General features: G+C 37.5%; 14 protein-coding genes. 5 read left to right on the forward strand and 9 right to left on the reverse strand.

Going from position 1 to position 20,469, the window contains the following annotated elements; genetic code table 11:
- Position 1: 1 nt before the first annotated feature.
- From LEP1GSC195_RS16425 to LEP1GSC195_RS16455, 7 genes are all read right to left on the reverse strand, one after another.
- Positions 2–505: a hypothetical protein gene (locus tag LEP1GSC195_RS16425; protein WP_015682097.1), complete on the reverse strand. Its 504-nt coding sequence runs from the start codon at positions 503–505 to the stop codon at positions 2–4.
- The gene (locus LEP1GSC195_RS16430; protein WP_015682742.1) at positions 505–3,021 is read right to left on the reverse strand and encodes a TonB-dependent receptor plug domain-containing protein; all 2,517 of its coding nucleotides are present in this window, start codon (positions 3,019–3,021) and stop codon (positions 505–507) included. Before LEP1GSC195_RS16430 ends, LEP1GSC195_RS16425 begins: the two co-directional genes overlap by 1 nt.
- On the reverse strand, positions 2,993–3,334 hold the full coding sequence (locus tag LEP1GSC195_RS16435) for a hypothetical protein (RefSeq protein WP_015682217.1): 342 nt from the start codon (positions 3,332–3,334) through the stop codon (positions 2,993–2,995). Before LEP1GSC195_RS16435 ends, LEP1GSC195_RS16430 begins: the two co-directional genes overlap by 29 nt.
- Positions 3,331–3,729, reverse strand: coding sequence for a hypothetical protein (locus LEP1GSC195_RS16440; protein WP_040506877.1), 399 nt, complete (start codon positions 3,727–3,729; stop codon positions 3,331–3,333). Before LEP1GSC195_RS16440 ends, LEP1GSC195_RS16435 begins: the two co-directional genes overlap by 4 nt.
- Before the next feature lie 8 nt (positions 3,730–3,737).
- On the reverse strand, positions 3,738–4,109 hold the full coding sequence (locus tag LEP1GSC195_RS16445; RefSeq protein ID WP_015680878.1) for an LIC20211 family lipoprotein: 372 nt from the start codon (positions 4,107–4,109) through the stop codon (positions 3,738–3,740).
- Positions 4,110–4,235: 126 nt separating this feature from the next.
- Positions 4,236–4,973, reverse strand: a complete 738-nt coding sequence (locus LEP1GSC195_RS16450) for a LytR/AlgR family response regulator transcription factor (protein ID WP_084597422.1) — start codon at positions 4,971–4,973, stop codon at positions 4,236–4,238.
- A gap of 9 nt (positions 4,974–4,982) precedes the next feature.
- Positions 4,983–6,908, reverse strand: coding sequence for a PP2C family protein-serine/threonine phosphatase (locus tag LEP1GSC195_RS16455; protein ID WP_015681914.1), 1,926 nt, complete (start codon positions 6,906–6,908; stop codon positions 4,983–4,985).
- Between the two features lie 92 nt (positions 6,909–7,000).
- Here LEP1GSC195_RS16455 and LEP1GSC195_RS16460 point away from each other — a divergent pair, with 92 nt between their 5' ends.
- The 3 genes from LEP1GSC195_RS16460 (at position 7,001) to ahpF (ending at position 10,192) form a co-directional block, all read left to right on the forward strand.
- A complete protein-coding gene (locus tag LEP1GSC195_RS16460; protein WP_015680926.1) occupies positions 7,001–7,918 on the forward strand; it encodes a hydrogen peroxide-inducible genes activator in 918 nt (305 codons plus the stop codon).
- A gap of 106 nt (positions 7,919–8,024) precedes the next feature.
- The gene (gene ahpC / locus LEP1GSC195_RS16465; RefSeq protein ID WP_002979255.1) at positions 8,025–8,588 is read left to right on the forward strand and encodes an alkyl hydroperoxide reductase subunit C; all 564 of its coding nucleotides are present in this window, start codon (positions 8,025–8,027) and stop codon (positions 8,586–8,588) included.
- A gap of 44 nt (positions 8,589–8,632) precedes the next feature.
- Positions 8,633–10,192, forward strand: a complete 1,560-nt coding sequence (ahpF, locus tag LEP1GSC195_RS16470) for an alkyl hydroperoxide reductase subunit F (RefSeq protein WP_015681409.1) — start codon at positions 8,633–8,635, stop codon at positions 10,190–10,192.
- Here the strand turns inward: ahpF and LEP1GSC195_RS16475 are convergent.
- Complete coding sequence (locus LEP1GSC195_RS16475) at positions 10,178–12,556, reverse strand: PAS domain-containing protein (RefSeq protein WP_015680666.1); 2,379 nt, start codon at positions 12,554–12,556, stop codon at positions 10,178–10,180. The two genes, ahpF and LEP1GSC195_RS16475, sit on opposite strands and share 15 nt — an antisense overlap.
- A 44-nt stretch (positions 12,557–12,600) precedes the next feature.
- A complete protein-coding gene (locus LEP1GSC195_RS16480; protein WP_015681676.1) occupies positions 12,601–13,035 on the reverse strand; it encodes a hypothetical protein in 435 nt (144 codons plus the stop codon).
- 147 nt (positions 13,036–13,182) lie between these two features.
- On the opposite strand from LEP1GSC195_RS16480, the gene LEP1GSC195_RS16485 reads away from it, so the two are divergent.
- A complete protein-coding gene (locus LEP1GSC195_RS16485; protein ID WP_015682482.1) occupies positions 13,183–18,252 on the forward strand; it encodes an alpha-2-macroglobulin family protein in 5,070 nt (1,689 codons plus the stop codon).
- Positions 18,249–20,438, forward strand: coding sequence for a transglycosylase domain-containing protein (locus LEP1GSC195_RS16490; RefSeq protein ID WP_015681575.1), 2,190 nt, complete (start codon positions 18,249–18,251; stop codon positions 20,436–20,438). The genes LEP1GSC195_RS16485 and LEP1GSC195_RS16490 overlap by 4 nt, the downstream gene beginning before the upstream one ends.
- Positions 20,439–20,469 lie beyond the last annotated feature (31 nt).

Raw genomic sequence — 20,469 nt, forward strand, 5'->3', positions numbered from 1 at the left:
ACTATTCTCCGTTTTGAATGTTATTAAATAATAAATATAATGGAATTTGGTCTGCACTTATCTGATTGTTAGTCGATGCAAAACAAGATCGCAAACATGAAATTGCCGTACTAGAAGTTAGACTGGATTCTATTAGTGCTGGGATTGTCGATTGAGCACAAAGCCCTGAATTGGTTTTTGATTTCCAATCAGTTACTTGGCAATTGAAGGCACAGGTTTGTGCAATACCCGACATATTTTTATAAGCAGAATTTGAAATCAATCCTTGGCAAGTCAATGTTTTTGCATTGGATGTAGTTTCAGTAAACGGTGCGCCAACCGTTTGAGCATAAGCTTTGAAACATAGATCTTTATTTGTAATCATCGACTCACATGTCTCTTGTGGAGCATTCTGAGTGAGAAGATATTGTAGTAGTACTGTCTCTTTGTAGGAATCTTCAAATTTTTTAGATTCAGTACAGGAGAGAGTTATTGTGAGACAAAGGAGAAAGATCCAATACTTCATTAGAAATGTACCTCCATACCAATATTAAAAAATGGAATTACAGTTCCGCCTGGCAGTTGTAAGGTCCCAAAGGTATCATTTTGTTTTGGGTTGGTTGCCGAAAATGGTCGTGAATTATCAAAGTCATATCCGTTTTTATTTTTTCTCATATAAACGTTTACGATTTCTAAATACCAGTTCATGTATCCCCAGGAATAGTTTTCAAAAATATCGAACCGAATGTCAAATCTATGAAAATCAGTTCCGCGTTTCACGTAACCATATTCGGACGTGTAAGGATTATTCGAATACTGTGGGTTCCAGTAAGTGAGTCCGTTGAGTGGATTTGAAAATTTACCGCCGTCATCACCAACAACCGGACGTGATGGAACAGATGTTAAATAACTCCAACGACCACCAATTTGAAAACCTTCACTCATTCTCCAGCCGTAGATAAAGTTTGCAACATGGGTTCTATCCCATGGTGCTAGTTGTTCTTTTGAATTTGGAAAATAGGCAGCGAGGATTTTCCTTTCTATTCCACCAATTTGAGAATTATCACCTTCGTATATTTGGTATAAATTTGTGTTTTGAAAAGACTGTGACCAGGTATAGGAAATCCAACCAAACCAGTCCCTCGTGCCGGGACGTGCATTTTTACGAATTAAAAGTTCATATCCATGCGACCATCCAGTAGCACGGTTTGAGTAATTTAACGGTCGATTGGCGACAATAGGTTGTGTTAACCATTGGCCTTTGTCTGGATTTAAGCCAACAGGAGACGATGCATAGGGATCATCAATGATTGTATCAGTGAACTGGTTTTTAAACATTTCTACTTTTACTTGCCAAACTTGATCTATTTTTTGATCGATACCAGCACTGACTTTTCTTGCCCTTTCGAATCGTAAATCAGGGTTTCCTGTTTCTGAATTAAAATTTGTAGTAAGTGGAAATCTAGAAACATCTCCCCCACTTCCATAAACAGTCATTCCCTTACCAACTTCAGGGAATGTATAGGAAGCGGTTGCTCTTGGTGTTAAAGCACCATTGCCAGTGACTTGAATATAATCATAACGAGCACCGGGTTCAAAAAGAAAGTTTCCGAACTTAAAGTGAAGTGTTGTATATGCATTGTAGTAAGGAGTATTTCCTTGTATACTTAAGGGCCTACCAACAAAATCCGGGCTTGCCGAGTTATATGGGTTAGGCGATTGATTGGTTGGATCTCGTAATGCTACCTCAGTTCCATAATCTCTAAAAGAAAATTTTCTAACTTCAGTTCCAAAATCAACTTTTAGAAACCTTGCAGCTGTCCAATATGCATCTTGCCGAACACCAACATAACTTCCTCTTTGGTATTGTTTTCCTTGTATGGATCCAAAACCAACATTATATTCACCAATTGGGTCAAAGTTAATCAAAGTTATGCGGTTCTGAAATTTATCACCTGGAATCCAAGTGTATCTAAGTGCTGTAGTTCGAAAACTTTGGCCAAAACTTGCTCTTGCTCCACTAAGAAGGGCCAGAGCAGAGGAAGTTGGATCATTGGCTGGTTTGTTCGGAACATCGATGGCAAAGTTATCTTGAGCCGTTAGGTTATAAAAAGAGATTTGGTGTTCCGGTGTAAAGTTATGAACGTATTTAATTTGAGAGTCGTTATAACGCGGAAGACGAATCCCTTCTGGTAGAAGTCCCGTGGCACCTAATGTTTTATCCAAATATCCAAGTTTGCCAGCAATTGCAAGATATCCTTTACCGCCTGAAGTGGGTGTCGCCGCATACGCAGTTGTATTCCATAAGGAAACTTGAAAAGCACCTTTCGTTTTCTGAACAGAGTCAACAGTTTCAATTTCAATTATTCCACCTGTCGCATTATTAAAGTTTGCTGGATAAGCACCTGAATATAAGTCAATGGATTTGATTAAATCGTTATGAATCACAGATGTTAATCCGTCCAAGTGAAATGGATATAAAATGGGGAGATCATCATAAAGATATGTGTTTGCATTGGGATTGGCACCCCGAACGATAATACCATTGGCACCACCACCAAACCCGATATTGGGAATGACACCGGGAAGGGTTTCCAAAGCACGAAGAGCTTCCCCAAAGGTTCCTGGCATCCGTTTGATTTCTTCATAACGAACCTTCGTACGAGAAGACACGGTTTTTTCCCGTTCCCCTTCCACTACGATTCCGGTTTTTGGAGCACTAGTTTTCTTTTCGGTGTAGATGGTCCTTGATTCATCTTCGGATCCCACGGAGATTTTTATTTCTTGTATCCCAGTATCACGTAACAAACGCAAGGTGTAGTCTCCAGCAGATGGAAAATCTAGTGTAACATTTCCTTCTGCATCAGTTTGAGCAAATTTTTTCGTTTCAAAAATTAGAACCGATAAGTTCTGTTCTGCAATTTCCTTTTTCGGATTGATCAATTTAGCTCGGATACTCACGGCAAAGAGTGGTGATCCAAAACAAAAAAGAAAAATCCCAAATAGGATACGGTTATTTAATTTGAGTTTTGCTGATTTCATTGAAGTTTAAATACCAAGGGATATCTCCCGTTTCTTGTTCGAGATAAATGAGCGTACAAGGTAAAGGATATCCAAGAAATGGACATTCTGTACGTGTAATCGCAATCGTACACAAATCCAAATTTCTTTGGACTGGTTTATTCAGAACTAACAAAGGTGGATTGGGAATGGGATTTCCACATTTTTCGGATGCAAATTTCGCTGCAGCATAAACTTGGCTTTGTGCATCGTTTGTCTCTACTCGATCAATACCTGATCCACAATTGACAGCGAGTACGATGAAGAATAAACTGATACCTGCTAAGCCTTTCATTTCGTACCTTTTGTTCCGGGAATTTCCGTCTCTTCCGGTTGGCCAACAACATCCGCAGTTACGTTTACCACGGTTACTAGTCCAAGAGGAAAATAAGCTTTATCTTCTCTCTGGATTTTGATATTGATTAAAGTTTTTCCAGTGGGATATTTTTCTAAAATTTGACTCATCGCCAATTCTACGTTAGGTGCTTTTGTTACAGGGAACATTCCAAGTAAGTAGAAAGCGGAGTCTTGACCTTTTCCTTTGCCGAGGATTTTATATTCTGTGGAACGGACAACTGTAGCTGAGTCAAATAAATGAATTTCTTTAGGGACATGAGAACCGATACAGCCCATAACCATGATTAAGGCAGATAAGGTGCTTATAAAGAATTTGAGAATAGAGGTTTTCATTCGTGATACTATTTTTTGCTTTTAATCGTTGGTTGTGATGGAAAACGAACTAAGTCACCTTTGATGGTGAATCGATAACGCGTTAATGGACCAAAAATGGACTTATCATTCCAATAACGAATGTTAACGAGTGCATCTCCCGCATCTTCTTCCATAACTTTTTCGTACAAATCAGTAATGGGTGGTTCAGAGAAAGGGATACCGAAGATGATCAAATCCAATGCATACCACGTAAAGGTTTTCTCTACAGTTTTCACGGTTTCGTAAGGTGTATTTGGGATCGGTTTGTTACTTGTAGCAATTCCAACGGAAGAAGAGGCACAATGGACTAAACCTAAAAATAAAAGAAAGATACTAATAGTGGCAAAAAAATGTTTCATAAAAAGACTCCGTCTGTGTCCAAATCCCATTTTTATGGGTTTGGTCAACGGATTAATTATACTAACGATGATTAACTACTTAACTCGGAATGAACGCTACATATTCCGGAGTGAAATCTAAAATGATTACAATTTGAGTGCTTCTTTTAGATTTTGAGCAAAGGAGCGGCCAACCGGGAGGGTGGTTTCATCCTCGTTTTTTAGTTGGATGGTATAGGATCCGCCCTTGTCATAACGGAGACTAGTCACATAATCCAAATTAACTAAAAATCCTTTATGGATTCGAATGAATTGTGTCGAAGGTAATTTTTCCTCAATTTCTTTAAGTAATTTTGAAGTTTCGTAGTCCTTTTGTGAAGTGTGGATCACGCAACTTTTGTTATTTGCAGAAATGAATTGGATGTCTTGGAACGGTAAAAGAAACACAGCAGAATCTGATTGTATTTTGAGATTGGTTAACTTTTCTTGGGTGGGCTTTTGGGTTTGTTTTGATTCCTGTAAAAAACGTAAAGCTTTATCTACGGATTTTCTAAATCGTTCAAAGGAAAATGGTTTAAGTAAATAGTCGGTCGCATCTAAATCAAAGGCTTCTACCGCATGTTCACTGTAAGCTGTTGTTATAATAAAAAAAATGGATTTGTTATGTTCTTTTCTTAAAATATCCATTCCATTGACAGCAGGAAGGTTGATGTCCATAAAAACTAAATCAAATTGTTTTTCTTGGAGTAGATGCAGGGCTTTGTCTCCACTTTCCGCTATCCCTGCTAGTTTTAATTCGGAACAGTTCATAATATAATCCATCATAAGCATCCTTGCGGGATACTCATCTTCAATGATTAGAACTGAATAGGTGGAGGCGTCCATGGATATAATTTATGTTACATCAATAAAGAAAAAAGTGACATCATCTTTTAATTCTTCTTCTGAAAATTTCGAAATTTGAACAATGATTTCCCTAGACAAAGTTTCTATATCCTTGTTTTTTCCTTTTTCCAGTAGATCAAGTATTTTGCCTTCACCAAATAATTTATTTTCTGCACGAGCTTCTGTTACTCCGTCTGTGAAAAAGAAATACCGATCGCCTGGTTCCATTTTGTGAGTCCATTCTCCATAAGTAAATGAGTCTCGCCAGCCAATGATTGGTCCTCGTATATGCATAAATTCGAATTTTCCTTCGACACGATTGTAAATGATGGGGTTGGGATGTCCTGCTGATGAGAAGGTGATGGTTTTTTCATTTGTATCAATAAGTGCGCAACAAGCTGTAATAAAATATCTGCTGACAAGTGATGTCAAAGCTTGGTTCATGTGTTCTAAAACATCTTTAGGTGAGTTTATGTTTTTTGTTGATTCTCTAAATTGTACCTTTACCATAGAAGATACAAAAGCCGCGGGAACACCGTGTCCTGCTACATCAGCAATTAACAAAAGCAGGCGATGGTCATCAAGTTCTACCCAGTCGTACAAATCCCCTCCCACTTGTTTCATGGGAAGGTAGGTGGTATGGATTTTAATCCCGATTGTATTGGGATGTTCTTTCGGTAAAAGATAACTTTGGAGTTGGGATGCAAAGAACAAGTCTTGTTCTAAATCCTGGTTTTTTTCTCTAAGTTCTAAGGTTCTTTCGCGGACACGAATTTCCAAATCCTTTGTTAGTATTGAAAGTTCTTTTTCATTTTTTGCATGTCGGTAAGAAATTGCGACTCCTGAAAGAATCATTAGAATTAAAAAACCGTATTGTGTTAAATAGATATTTTTTCCCGATGTTACATCGATGATGATATCAATTGTTGCGCCAATGCAGATACAAATAAACCCTACTGCCAAAAAGTAAGCTTCTGCTTTTTTTGCTTTAGCGGCCCGAATGACCCCTCGAATGATAAAGAACACGACCAAAATAAGTGAAAATTCCCAAATCCTGAGAAGTAGAATCCTTGTCGGAATTTGAATTTCCCAGGTTTGCGCAAAGGCAAGACAAAAAAGGAAAAATATTAACAACCTTTCTTTTAGGTGGAACTTGGTTTGGAATAAAGAATAACTAAATAAAAAAATGGAAATAGGAAGTAGTGTCTGAGCTGTAAAAAAAACTTTTAACCAAAAGAAAAAAGAAAAATTTGTGTATGTATAACTAATATTTAATAACGGAAGTCTCCACATAACGAATATTAATGTGGAAAGTAGAAGGTAAAAATTTGCTTTGGCCTGTCTTTTTAAGACAATAGAAAAAATTTGGTAAGCGCCAATTCCAAAGAACAACATGATAAAACAAAAATCTCGCCCATCCTCTCGGATGATGAATTCTTGTAATTGCTCGTAATTTCCCATCACGGGAACTTTCCGAAACAAACCACCCTGAAAGGTTTTATTTCGGAAATGAATTTCAATTTCTAGTTCGTTGACTTCATTTACTTTAAGAACAGAGCCAGGTATAAAATATAGTCTTTTGTAATACCAGTTGGGGGAATACAATCCATCCGCAGAAACACTACCGGTTTCTCCTAACAAAACACCATTGATAAAAAGTTTGTCGACCTCTTGGACCCGGTCTAAGTAGATACCAAGTGGTTTGTTGTTTGGTTCGTAGTAGAAGTTGGTTTTATACGACCCGTGAATCGGTGGGTTCAGTCCTTGTAAAGAGAGACCTTTTCCGACTTGGATTGGTTTTGTTTCCCCTTGGGACGTAAATGTCCATCCTTTCGACAGTGTCGTTAGGTAATCTGGACTTACTTTTAGTCGTTCCGAAGAAAGCGAAAAAACCGCGGAAAGTAAAATGGGGAAAATAAATGAGAGGGATCTCATCACTATCGGCTAAAGATAGTTGTATAAAGAGAGAATGCAAGTTGATTTTCAATCTCTCACATAGTTTAGTAATTTTTTTGGAGAGAATCTAAATGACAATCACTCAACTTCGATATATCGTTGCTTTGGATCAGTTTAAGAGCTTCGCGAAAGCCGCCGAACATTGTTTAGTCGCTCAGCCTACATTAAGTTTACAAATTCAAAAAGTGGAACAGGAGCTTGGTTTTGAATTGTTTGATCGAAAGAAAAATCCCGTCATTACAACTAAATTGGGAAAGGCGGTTGTCGATCAGGCTAAAAATACTTTAAAAGAGGCAGACAAACTCTATGAAATTGCTGGCCAATGGAAGGATGAGCCGGCCGGAAGTATTTCTATTGGAATCATTCCAACTGTAAGTAATTATTTGATTCCTTCTATTTACCAGAGTTTACAAACTGAATTTTCTAAAGTAAACTTTCGAATATCGGAATTACCTACCTTAACCATACTTGAAAAATTGGAATCGGAGGAAATTGATTTAGGGATTCTCGCAACTCCGCTGAAAATTCCTAATATCGTAGAACACCAGCTATACTACGAACCCTTTGTAGTGTACTATCCCAAAAATGCCAAAGAAAAATCTACATCTGTTTCCATGAAACATATCGAAAAATACCCCTTACTCGTGCTTGGTGAAGAACATTGTTTTCGCCACCAGTCCCTAAAAATCTGTAACCGTAACTCACTTGCAAAGATCGAAAGTGGAAGTGTGGAAACTCTAAAACGCATGGTGGATATGGGAATTGGTGTAACCCTTTTACCCAAACTCTCTGTGGATAAATCTTCGGAACGGATTGTTCCTTTTGATTCTCCGGAGCCTGCTCGGGAAATCAGTTTGGTATATAAAAAGGGATTTTACAAAACCAAAATTTTAAAAAAACTCACTAGTTTGATTCTTGGTGTGATTCCTAAAGAATACCATTCTAAAGAAAAATTTAAAATCATTGGGGTGTCTTTAAACCAAGATTAGATTTAATCCGCCCAATAGCTTTTATAAATCCGATCATTTATAGTATTTATTTTACAAATGATCAATTTGCGAGTATATTCTTCTTAATAACAAAGGAGGATATTCAATGTCCAATATCAACACTCAAATTCCTGACTTTACCACGGAAGCTTTCCATAACGGTGCTTTCAAAAAAATTAGCAAAAAAGACGTCCTCGGAAAATGGTCCGTATTTGTTTTTTATCCTGCGGATTTTACTTTTGTTTGCCCGACAGAACTTGGCGACGTAGCTGATTATTATGCTGAACTCCAAAAAATGGGAGTGGAAGTGTACTCTGTCTCCACTGACACACACTTTGTTCACAAAGCTTGGCACGAAGCAAGTGATACTATCAAAAAAATCAAATTCCCAATGTTAGGTGATGCTTCTGGAAAGATCACTCGAGGATTTGGAATTATGATCGAAGAAGATGGTCAAGCTCTTCGAGGAACATTTGTAGTGAACCCAGAAGGTGTGATTAAAACGGCAGAAATCCATGATCTTGGGATCGGACGTTCTGCTGAGGAACTTGTACGTAAAGTGCAAGCAGCACAGTATGTTGCAAACAACGACGGAGAAGTTTGTCCTGCAAAATGGAAACCAGGTAATTCCACTTTGAAACCAGGCCTTGACTTGGTAGGAAAAATCTAAACTAAATTAGGCGGGTTTAAGCCCGCCTAAATCGGGAGGCTATTATGTTAGATGAATCAACAAAAGAACAAGTAAAACAATACTTCGAAAGAATCAAAAATCCAGTAAACATACGATTGTATTCGGGAGATCATGAAAAACGTGAGGAGTTGATTGAGTTTTTAAATGATATCGTCTCCTTAAGTTCTAACCTTTCTTTGGAACATTCTGCGGAAAAAAACGATGGTCTTCGTTTTTCCATTGTTTCGGAAGGAAAACCAACTGGAATTGAGTTTTCAGGAATTCCAATGGGTCATGAGTTCGCATCATTGATCTTAGCAATTCTTCAGTCCGGTGGAAACCCAATCAGATTGGAAGAGGGAATTCTTTCTGCAGTCTCAAAACTAAAAGAAAACTTACACTTTGAAACATTCATCTCTCTTGATTGTCATAATTGTCCCGAAGTGGTTCAAACTCTCAATAGTTTTGCCCTAGTGAATCCTTTCATTTCGCATAACATGATTGATGGGGCCATGTATCCCGATCTTGTAAAAGAAAAAAATATCCAAGGAGTTCCCGCAGTTTTTCTAAATGGAAAACGATTCCTTTCAGGAAAGGCAGAAGCATCCATTATTTTCGATAAACTTTTGGAATTGTATTCCGTTCCTGAAACAAACGAAGAAAATTCCGATATCACCAATCCATCTGATATTTACGATGTAACCGTCATTGGTGGAGGACCGTCTGGTGTGACAGCGGCAGTTTATTCTGCAAGGAAAGGATTAAAAACCCTTGTCATCGCGGATAGGTTAGGTGGTCAGGTGAAGGACACTTTAGGGATCGAAAATATTATATCAATTCCTTATACAACTGGCCCAGAACTTACTCACGTTTTGTCAGAACAATTGGACAAAAATCAAATCCTCAAAAAAGAAAATGTCAGAGTTTTGAAAATTGAATCTGGGAGTTTAAAAACCATCCATTTGAATACGGGAGAACGTATCATTACAAAAACAGTAATTCTGTCAACTGGTGCCAAATGGCGTGAACTCAATGTTCCCGGTGAAAAAGATTTTATTGGAAAAGGGGTTGCCTATTGTCCTCATTGTGATGGTCCTTTCTTTAAAGATAAAGATGTTGCTGTTGTTGGCGGAGGAAATTCTGGTGTAGAAGCTGCACTAGACCTTAGTGGAATCGTGAAATCAGTCACCTTGATTGAGTTTGGTGACAAGTTGAATGCCGACCAAGTGTTATTAGATAAAGTGGCTCAGTCTCCGAATATAAAAACTTTGGTCAAAGCACAAACTATGGAAATCCAAACCAATACAGAGAAGGTCACCGGGCTTACTTATAAAGATAGAAGTTCAGAAAAGTCAGAAACCATTCCTCTCGATGGAGTTTTTGTTCAGATCGGACTTGTACCGAACAGTAGTTTTGTGAACGATTTAGTGGCGACTAACAGATTTGGCGAAATACTTGTCGATGAAAAATGTAAAACCAATGTAGACGGAATTTTTGCTTGCGGAGATGTGACAAACACTCCTTACAAACAAATTATCATCGCCATGGGTGAGGGAGCAAAGGCTGCTATCAGTGCTTTTGAATATCTATTACACGCGGCCTGAGGATATCCATTTTTCAATAGTAGAATAAAGATCGGTGGCGGAAATTGGTTTGGTAAGAAAGTCATTCATTCCAGATTCCATCGCCGTATCTTTTACTGAGAAAAAAGCTCCCGCCGTTAATGCAATGATGGGAGTTTTTTTATTAGAACCTTTTTCAAGTTTTCTAATTTCCCTCGTTGCCGTATAACCATCCATAATTGGCATTTGTAAGTCCATAAAAATCAAATCGGGTATCTGTTGTTGGAACTGATTGACTGCATCTGCACCGTCAATTGCATATCTTAGTTTTATATTTGGGTATCTTTTTAATAACATTTTAGATAAGAGTTTTTTGTTTAAATCATTATCTTCCACAATCAAAATGTCATTCTGAATTAGATTATTCTCAACGATAATGGATTCATCTGGAGATGTTTGTTTTTCTTCGAATAAGTTGGATGATACGGATCCCGTTGTATTTACTTGCAATGATAAAACAAAACTAAATATACTTCCTTTCCCAAGTTCACTATCGAAACGCAAGTAGGAGTTCATTTTCTGGATCAGTTCACTCGTTATAGTGAGACCAAGTCCGGTACCACCATACTTTCTTGTAATAGAAGTGTCCGCTTGTGAAAACGAATCAAATAATTTTGACTTTGAGTTTAGGTCGATACCGATTCCCGTATCTGAAACAGAAAACTCAATATCAATGATGTCGTCAGTTTGTTTGATTGTTTTTACAGAAACTTCAACTTTTCCCTCGTGAGTGAACTTGATAGCATTTCCTATCAAATTGGAGAGCACTTGCCGAACTCGTAAAGGATCTAAAGAAACAAATCGAGGCAAAAGGGGATCTAAATTTAGTTTTAAGGGTATTGCTTTGGACGCAGCAGAAATTTTGAAGAGGTCTACAGTAGATTGGACTAAGTCTGTCAAATCTGTGCTTATCAGTTCAAGTTCCATTTTTCCCGAATCAATTTTCGAAAAATCAAGAATTTGATTTACCAAAGATAATAAACTTTTTCCAGAAAGGTGGATATTTCGTAAGGATTCTTTTTGTTCGTCACTTAATGAAGAGTGTAGCAGTAGTTCGGTGAATCCTATGATTCCATTAAGTGGAGTTCTAATTTCGTGACTCATATTGGCCAAAAAATTTCCCTTAGCCATGTTCGCTGCTTCCGCCATTTCTTTGGCTTTTCGCAAAGTATATTCTATTTTTTTGGTTTCGGTAAGATCGGAATTTGACCCAACCATTCTAATTCTGTTGCCAGAAGAATCTCTTTGAATATAACATCGCGACAGAACATGAGCATAATTCCCTTTCCTTTTTTTCATTTGGAAACTGAATTCGAAAGTTTCTCTTTGTGAGAGCAAAATGTTCTCTAGAAATTCAGTTACCCAATCCACATCATCGGGATGAATCAAACTCTTCCAATAACTAATCGGAGTATTCTCTGGTGGTTCATCGTTGCCAAACTCTAACCACCAGCGACGTGAGTAAATGACCGTATCATTGACTAAGTCCCAATCAAACCATCCATCTGAACTTACTTCTAAAATTAATGCATAACGTTCATTAGATTCTTTTAATGCGGTTTCTGCACGTTTTTGTTCTGTGATATCTTTACTTGCACCCACAATGAATTTATATTTCCCATCCACTTCAATGGGGGTGAGAGCAGTAGTCCAAATTTTAGTTCCCGCAGGCATGGGAATACTTTCTTCATAGGAAATTGTGGTTTTTGCCCTAAGAGCATTCTGAAAGTTTTTGATGACTGGTTTACCAAGTTCTTCACCTAAAAGATCAATCGGAGATTTTCCTTGTATGAATGACTGAGTGAGGCCCGTGGAATTTTCGTATGCTGCGTTGATCCGACGGATAAGAAAATTTCCATTTTCCATCACTTCCACAAGAAACATAGAATCTTGGCTTCCATTAAATAAGATATTGTTTTCGAGTAGTAGTTCTTTGATTTCTACAGACTCATTCTTAATAACATCCTGCAGAGAAAGTAACTCTGAAATATCGGCGATCACACCATCGAAGCGAAGGATTTCTCTGGACTCGTTTCGAATCAATCTTCCTTGGCATTGAACAAATTTAATTTGTTTGTCTTTTGTTTGAAGACGATAACGAATTCGAATCTTATCGTCTACGTTAAGAGAAGTTAACGCAAGTTCAACGATAGATCTATCTTCGGGAAGAATCAATTTTCTCCAAGCATCCAGTTCATTGGTAAAGAATTCGATAGGATAGCCTGTGAGCGTTTCTACAGAAGGACTTATATAAAGGATTTCTAATTCTGGATAACTTGCTGAAAAGACCACCTCCTCCATTGCGGAGAGAATTTGCATTTCCAATGAAGGGGGAGGGGGGTGCATACCCTCCATTGGACGAATCTTTTTTAAGGATCTAACATGTTAGATTAGGATTTTCTAATGAGAAAAGGGAGTGCCAGTTGGGGTGTTAGCTTGCTATAATTCATTCCGAGTAAATCAGTTTCGTTCAAAACTCGAAATTCGTCCACAAAGTAGGGCCATGGAAAGGGGGCATTTTTTGTGTATTCCAGGATTAGACTGGGATTACCGTCGAGTCGTGACTTCCCAATGGACAAATTCATGGGATGACGCATTTGGAAGTCAGAGCTTTGCGGCGGTAAAAATAAATTATAGGCAATGTCTGAGCCATCAAAAGATTTCCCCCACCAATGACGAAAGGACATAAAATTCAAACTAAAACTAGCGCCGACCTGAAACCATTTGGGGCCAAGCCATTCGGCCTTGTAATTTCCGACGGGAAAAGAACTGGGTGCCTTTAATTCGAAAAACTGCTTTTTAATCTGAGAGAGGGACATCGTCATTAATCAAATTTCAAAAAAATAAAAGCATAGCGAAAATTCTGATCCCTTTAAAAAAAACATAGAAAGATTTCCTATTTCATTCAGGAAAGAGTTGGCAATAACACGTGTCCATCGTAGAACAGGGAACATTCGAATTTCGGAGTTCTCATGCGTAAGTTGGTATTGGCTTTTGGTTTTCTTTTTTTCCTTGGATCTTGTAATTCTATAAGCGGTTTTTTTCGGTCCATCAAACGCACCATCTTTCCGAGCAGCTGCCGTATTGAAGTCAAACTAGACACTACGGATCTAAAATATTTAGAGGACCTTTGGGATTACCGCATCACGGTTTCAGAAGATACCAATCTACAAGAGTTCGCATCTGCAGTTCAAATTTCTCCAAAACCATCCAACCCTCGCACAGAATTTTCTGATTATGTAAGCCGGGAATTTTCTCTAGATTCTTGGAATTTTGATCCAGGTGTAGAGTATGAAATCAAAATTGGAAAGTTTTATGCGGAGAACGATTGTTTTTTGGATACGCCTGTTAGTTTTAAACTTCCAGTGATGACAAATAAACCCTCGTTTTATTTATCTCGTGAGAATATCTTTGAATCCAATTTAAACAAAGTACTTCCAATTTCTATTTCGAATGTTCCTGAATTCCAAATCCGATCAGCAGAATTATCTATTCCTGTGCTTGTGAGCGCAATAGCAACATTAGGTGACAAGTATTATGAATACGAAAGTCAATTAAATTGGAAAAAATCAGTCTGGAAGTCCGGTATCAAAATTAATTCTTTTGGTAATCAAGGGATGGACATTGATAATTATTTCGGAACCAAACCGAATACAAAGGCTTGGATTGCACTGCAGTTAGGTGCAAATGTTATTGGGGAAAACAACAAAGAAGAATATAAAAGAGAATCCGTTTTTTTGCAATCCACAAACTTAGGGATCACAACAAAATTGGATCCAAATACACTCCATGTTTGGGTGCATAGTTTATCTAAAGCGGAACCAGTTATTAATACTAATATTACTTTGTATGAAAAGGGTAACTTACGAGGAACTTGTAAAACCGATAAGGATGGACATTGTACTTTGCCATCCCTTAATGATACAAAATCCTTCGACAAGTCAGTGTTAATTGCCGAAGATTCTTCTGGTGATAAAGCTTTTCTTCATTTTAATGAAACACATATTGAAGGTTATAGTGATTATTACACGGAAAATCATGTAAAAGGTAAAATTTATTTCGACAGAAAATTGTACAGACCCGGTGATCGTGTAGAGATTAAAGGAGTCCTTGCTGACAGAAAAAATGGAGTATTGGTTCCTTATTCTTCTAAATCAGTGAACTTACAAATACGCGATTCTCGTGGGAAAGATGTGGCAAATACAAATCTTAGTTCTACGACTCAAGGGGGAGTGGCCACAAGTTATATCGTTCCCTCTGATGCACCTCTTGGTCATTATTCCGTTTCGGTTTACCTACCTGGTAAAGATGGTTCGATCACTTATGATACCTTTCAAGTTGAAGAATTTCGACCAGTAAACTTTATGGTGAATGTTAATTTAGCGAATGCGGTGAACAAAGACCAAAACGTAAAAGGAACCGTAGAAGGTAAATACATGTTTGGTGCTCCGATGGGAGGAGCTAAGATCAGTTATTCGGTCTTAAAAAGGAAAAGATACATATCTTATGATGCGTTTTCGAGTTATGATTTTTCCGACACTTGGTATGATTACGAAGATGAATATTCTAGTGGTAATTCGGATTATGTAACCGGTTCTGAAGGTGTTTTGGATAGTAAAGGTCTTTTTCAGTTAGACATACCGGTACAAGAACTAACCCGCAAATTTGTTACTGATGGTGAAGATATTGAAATCGCAGACCCATTTAACTTGGTAGTGGAATCATCTGTATTTGATGTAGATGGAAAGTCTGTTACAAAATCCTCCAGTATACCTTACAATCCTTCAGAAACCTATGTTGGATTAAAATGTAATGATAGATACCAGTCTTTGGACAAACCGTTTCAATTCGGGGCTGTTGCTGTTAACTTACAAGGCAAAGCCGTTGCTGGCGCTGAGTTAAAGGCATATATCATTTATAATGATTGGACTTCTGTATTGTCACAAGGATTAGGTAAATTCTTCTTTCGAAGCAACCAACTAACAAAAAAAGTCGTTGAGACGAAAAAACTGATCTCAAAAGCCGATGGAGTGTCTTTCGATTATCGTGCTAAAGATCCAGGAAGTTATACGGTTTTAATTTTGAACCGAGACAAAGTTTTTTCTCGAATGGATTTTTATGCCTATGAAAAGGAATCGTATTATACATGGGATTTTCGTGGGGATGACTCGATTGAGTTACGTTCTGACAAACAGGAATATAAGATTGGAGATAAAGCGAAGATCTTAATTAAATCTCCTCTACAAAATGCGCGAGTTATCGTCACTGTAGAAAGAGACTCTGTGTATTTTAAAAAATCTTTTTTGATGAAAGGAAACAGTGCACCATTAGAAATCCCAATAGAAGAGGCATATCTTCCTAATGTGGATGTCAATGTAGTAATGTTATCGGGAAGATTGCCTGTGCCCGAGGGCCTTTCCGCAGAAGATATTAAGCAATTCAACGAACAGGACTTAGGTGCTCCAAAGGCAAAAACAGGCTCAGTCACTTTAAAAGTAAATTTAGCATCCAGGACAGCGCCAGTCGTGATCAAAACTGATAAATCTGAATATCAGCCAAGGGAACAAGTCAAATTGTCCATCCAATCGAGTCCTGGTGCGGAACTCACTGTATCTGTTGCAGATCGCGGGGTATTAGACTTAGTTGGTTATTCATTCCAAAGTCCCGTTCAGATGTTTTATCAGTATTGGTATAGTATTGTAAAAACTTTTGAACTTCGTAGTATGATCATCAAACATTATATATACGAAAACAAAGGGGATAGCCCAGGAGGAGATTACGGTGAAGATTCTGGGGGCGGATTTTCTGCTGAATCAGAATCTGGTGCACGAAAAGACTTTCGATACACCGCTTATTGGAATCCAGTTGTGACGGCTGATAGCAATGGAAATGCAGACTTAAGTTTTACTCTACCGGACAACCTAACAACATTTCGAGTAATGGTAGCTTCTTCTTCCAATGGAAAGTTCGGTGCTTCAAACTCTGAGTTTATAGTCAAAAAGAATTTAGTTTTGCAAAAGACTGTCGCAAGATTCATTCGTGTTGGCGATAGTTTGGAGTTAGGTGGTAGTATCACAAATAATACGAAGAAAAAAGGTAAGTTTAAATATAAAATCGATTCTAAGTTTCTTTCAGAGAATAAGGGTTGGTCATCAATTGAACTTGCCGCAGGCCAAACAAAAGAAGTCCTCAAAACATTCCAAATCTCCGAATCACAATACATCAAACTAAAACTTGATCATCCCAAGGATGAAATCCAATTGTCATATCAAATCTCAGTTGAGCCTGAAAACATATCTGAATTTGCAGATTTGAAAAAATCGGATCTTTCGGATGCTTTGGCAGTGACAATTCCTATCAAAGAATTTGATCCAGTAACATCGGTTCAATTTTCTGGATATACAGATTCGGAACACAAAACATTAATTGCAGTTCCCAAAAAAGAATCAATATTACTCAATAAAGGTTCGTTAGATATCCGTATGTCGGGAACTGCACTTACTGCTTTGAAATCAGCTTTCGACTTTTATGAATCCAATCCTTATTTTTGTATGGAACAAAGAACTTCTGCTTATCTACTTTCTTTGAGTGCAGGAGAGTTGTTGAAAGAATTCCAATACAAGGCACCCACAAAAGATTCTTATGATTTTACTCAAATCGAAAAATTATTTTTAGATGAGATGTCTGATTTCCAGGCGTCTGATGGAAGTTTTAAAGTTTGGAAAGGTCATGGTAGAACCGGGTATCCATATTTGACGGCCTACATTGCCTCGGTAATGCAGATAGCAAAAGATAAAGGGAAAAGATCAAACCCACAAGCGTACCAATCGGCAATTCAATACTTACAAAATTATGTAAAAAATCCTACAGAAACTTCGATTAATTCGTACCAAACTCTTAGTTTGATTTATTCCGTACTTTCGAAGGACAAAAAGGACATTCATTCCTTAGAGAAAACTTTGGTAGACCACTTTGAAGAATTGAATTTAAAATCTCGTGGTATTTTTCTTACTGCCTATGCCGAGACACATAAACTTGAATCTTATGAATCGGACGCTACGTTTAAGAAATTATTCGCAGAATATACAAAATATATTTTGTATGAAAAAGAATTATTCACACTCAAACCTTTAAAACAGAATTCGGATGAATATTATTATTACTCCTATTACAGTTCCTCGACGGTTCTTGGAAATTATTTACGACTGTTACTCAAGGTAGATACAAAAAATCCACGCATTGTGGATTTAGTAAAATCGATTATGATGGATCGGCAAAATCATTTCTGGTCGGATAGTCATAGTGTGGGAACTATAGCACTTGCGTTAGCCGAATATAGAAACCGTTTTGAGTCAACATCTGCTGACACAGAGGGACAAGCTATCTTTGGTGAAAAAACCTTAATTGATGAGTCCTTTTCTGCCTCTTCCGACTCCATCTATAAAGAAGAAATTACCTTTGATCGACTTTTTGAAGGAAAGGATCCATCTGGTAGACCATTGCTTTTCAAACGCACTAGTGCTGAAGGTAGATTGTATTTTCAATCTAGACTGATGTATGTTCCTGTAAAAGATACCACCACACAAAAGTTCAATGGACTGGAAATTCGAAAAATCTTATATCGTATTGATGGAAGGGATTCTAACGGTAATCCAGTTTTGAAAGAAGTAACTAACCTTCAGCGCGGATCAACCTATCTTGTTAAACTGAAAATCTTGAGTAACACCGAACAGGCATTTGGTATGATTGTAGATCCAATTCCTAGTAATACGGAAATTGTGAACACATCATTTTTGACGGAAAAAACTTCTGATGCTGAGGAAACTGATGTCACTGAAAATTATTACGGGGGATATAAAGAATATAGGGATGATCGTGTGATTTTTTCCGAAGATAGACTTGCACGAGGGGAAACAGAATTTAATTATATTTTGAGACCAGTGGCAAAAGGAAATTCGATTATGCCCGCATCGAAAACATTTTTGATGTATCATCCACAGTTTTATGGAAATACCAATACGATCCGAGTGAAAGTGGAGTGATTTCAAAAACAAAGATTGTCATTTATATCCTGTTAGGTGGAAGTATCATATTCCCCATAGCAGGATTTTTACTAAGACCCATTTATTTTGAGTCTCTTCGAAATCACTCAACAGTTAGAATTCTGACAAAAGAAGGGACTCTCATAGGAAGAGGAAAAAACTTAAACCAAACCAAACAGGATTGGGAAAGTATTCAGGAGTATCCAAACTTCGTTCCAGAAATCATCAAAATTGCGGAAGACAAACGATTTGATTCGCATCATGGAATTGATCCATTGGCAGGCTTCAATTCACTTCGTTCATATTTTTTTTCAAAAGGAAAACGTGGAGGTGCCTCTACGATCACGATGCAATTAGTTCGGATACAAAATCCTGAGATTCGTTCCTATCCATTTTTTCTGCGAAAAGTTTTTGAAATGTTAGAGGCACTTCGGTATGAAGTCTGGCTGACAAAGTCAGAAATTTTAGAGGCATACCTGAATTCAGTATCCATTCATTCAAATATCGTTGGTTTTCCATCCGCATCACTTACGTTATTTGGAAAACACATTCGTTTTTTATCGATTGAAGAGGCGGTTTATCTTTCTGTTTTGATTCGAAAAAATAAACCTGAGTTGGAAGAACTATCGATTCGTTATAAGAATTTAAGCGAACGAATTCCTTATGAAATACCGGTTTTAAAAGACCCAAACGAACTTACTGTCGATCCCAATTTCAAAAACAAATCAAGTTTTGCAGAACAATGGAAAGGTGAAAACCAGCACTTTCTTAATTGGATTAGAAAGTTGATTTCTGTTCCTTCAGAAGAGTTTGTGTCTTCCTTATCTTCAGAATTAAATTCAGATTTACATTCAATTGTGAATTCTGAATTGGAAGGTTTGGCGAGATGGAATGTATCCAATGCCTCTGCCATCGTATTGGAACGTGTGCCAGGTAAAGAGGATGAATTAGAACTTAAAGCCATGATTGGTTCCAAAAATTTCTTTGAAGATGGGGATGGAATGGTGAACGGTAGTCTGGCATATAGAGATGCAGGAAGTACTCTCAAACCTCTGTTATATGCAATTGCTATAGAAAAAAAACATTACACTATAAATTCAATATTCTCAGACGAAAAATATTCCTTTTCTTTGGGCCAGGGAGGAAATTATCTCCCAAGAAACGCAGACCTTCGGTATTGGGGAGATTTGACCTTAGCAGAAGCACTTGGTAACTCACGGAATATTCCTGCGGTCACAGCAATCAATCAAATGGGTGTCACCACATTTTATCGCTTTTTGTTATCGGCAGGGTTTACACACTTAAAAGAATCACCACAGTTTTATGGACCAGGTCTTGCATTAGGGTCAGGTGGAACAAGCCTTCTTCAGCTAACGCGCGCTTATGGATCGTTTCCTTTGAATGGTATATTACCCAAAATTCGCCTGGGGAAAATTGATAAAAAACCATTATACTACGGTTTGCCTACTCGATTGTTCTCTGGTGAAACAGCTGAAGAAATAAAGTTTGTTTTAAAAGATCCTAAACTTCGGCAGAGGGCTTTTGGTAGGAGGAGTTATTTGGATTTTCCTTTTCCTGTATCAATCAAAACGGGTACTTCTAAAGACTATCGTAATTCTTGGACAGTTGCATTTAATGAGAATTATGTGGTTGGTGCTTGGGTTGGAAATTTTTCTGGAGAACGAACAATGGATGTTTCTGGATCCTTTGGTGCAGGAAGGATTGTGCAAAACATATTTCGTAGTTTGATGAAAGACAAACCAAAACAGGAATATTCTTCAAATTTTACAGAAATTAAAAGTTTTTGTCGCCTAACTGGAAAGTTAGCTTTGGAAAAATGTCCATCTATGGTTTTGAGAGTTAGAAAAAACATAATACAAGCTGAGTTTTGTGATAAACATAAAGAAGGAGCCAAATCTTCAGTGTTGGGTGTTGGTTTTGTGTATCCGTCTATGGGACAAGTCTATTTATTTCATCCTTCTTATGAAAAAGAAACACAAAGTATTCCTATCAGGATTCGTGAAATCAAAACTTTAAAGGATCCAAAACTCGTCTGGAATGGAGAAAAAGAATTTACACCTTCCACCAATGGGGACTTGCGATTGCCAATCATTCGTGGAAAACAATCCTTAGTATTGTTTGATGGGGAACAGCAGAAGGCTTTTGTAGATTTTGAAGTTAAATAAGTTAAGTTTTTTTCAGATTTGGTTTTCTTGG

Origin of the sequence: Leptospira wolbachii serovar Codice str. CDC, from assembly GCF_000332515.2 — a bacterium.
Classification (GTDB): domain Bacteria; phylum Spirochaetota; class Leptospiria; order Leptospirales; family Leptospiraceae; genus Leptospira_A; species Leptospira_A wolbachii.

Bases quoted from the DNA above. Each gene is read 5' to 3' on its own strand.
- LEP1GSC195_RS16455 (WP_015681914.1), bottom strand. From the start codon at position 6,908: ATGAGATCCCTCTCATTTATTTTCCCCATTTTACTTTCCGCGGTTTTT.
- ahpC (WP_002979255.1), top strand. From the start codon at position 8,025: ATGTCCAATATCAACACTCAAATTCCTGACTTTACCACGGAAGCTTTC.
- LEP1GSC195_RS16425 (WP_015682097.1), bottom strand. From the start codon at position 505: ATGAAGTATTGGATCTTTCTCCTTTGTCTCACAATAACTCTCTCCTGT.
- LEP1GSC195_RS16475 (WP_015680666.1), bottom strand. From the start codon at position 12,556: ATGCACCCCCCTCCCCCTTCATTGGAAATGCAAATTCTCTCCGCAATG.
- LEP1GSC195_RS16430 (WP_015682742.1), bottom strand. From the start codon at position 3,021: ATGAAATCAGCAAAACTCAAATTAAATAACCGTATCCTATTTGGGATT.
- LEP1GSC195_RS16485 (WP_015682482.1), top strand. From the start codon at position 13,183: ATGCGTAAGTTGGTATTGGCTTTTGGTTTTCTTTTTTTCCTTGGATCT.
- LEP1GSC195_RS16435 (WP_015682217.1), bottom strand. From the start codon at position 3,334: ATGAAAGGCTTAGCAGGTATCAGTTTATTCTTCATCGTACTCGCTGTC.
- ahpF (WP_015681409.1), top strand. From the start codon at position 8,633: ATGTTAGATGAATCAACAAAAGAACAAGTAAAACAATACTTCGAAAGA.
- LEP1GSC195_RS16480 (WP_015681676.1), bottom strand. From the start codon at position 13,035: ATGACGATGTCCCTCTCTCAGATTAAAAAGCAGTTTTTCGAATTAAAG.
- LEP1GSC195_RS16440 (WP_040506877.1), bottom strand. From the start codon at position 3,729: ATGAAAACCTCTATTCTCAAATTCTTTATAAGCACCTTATCTGCCTTA.
- LEP1GSC195_RS16450 (WP_084597422.1), bottom strand. From the start codon at position 4,973: ATGGACGCCTCCACCTATTCAGTTCTAATCATTGAAGATGAGTATCCC.
- LEP1GSC195_RS16445 (WP_015680878.1), bottom strand. From the start codon at position 4,109: ATGAAACATTTTTTTGCCACTATTAGTATCTTTCTTTTATTTTTAGGT.
- LEP1GSC195_RS16460 (WP_015680926.1), top strand. From the start codon at position 7,001: ATGACAATCACTCAACTTCGATATATCGTTGCTTTGGATCAGTTTAAG.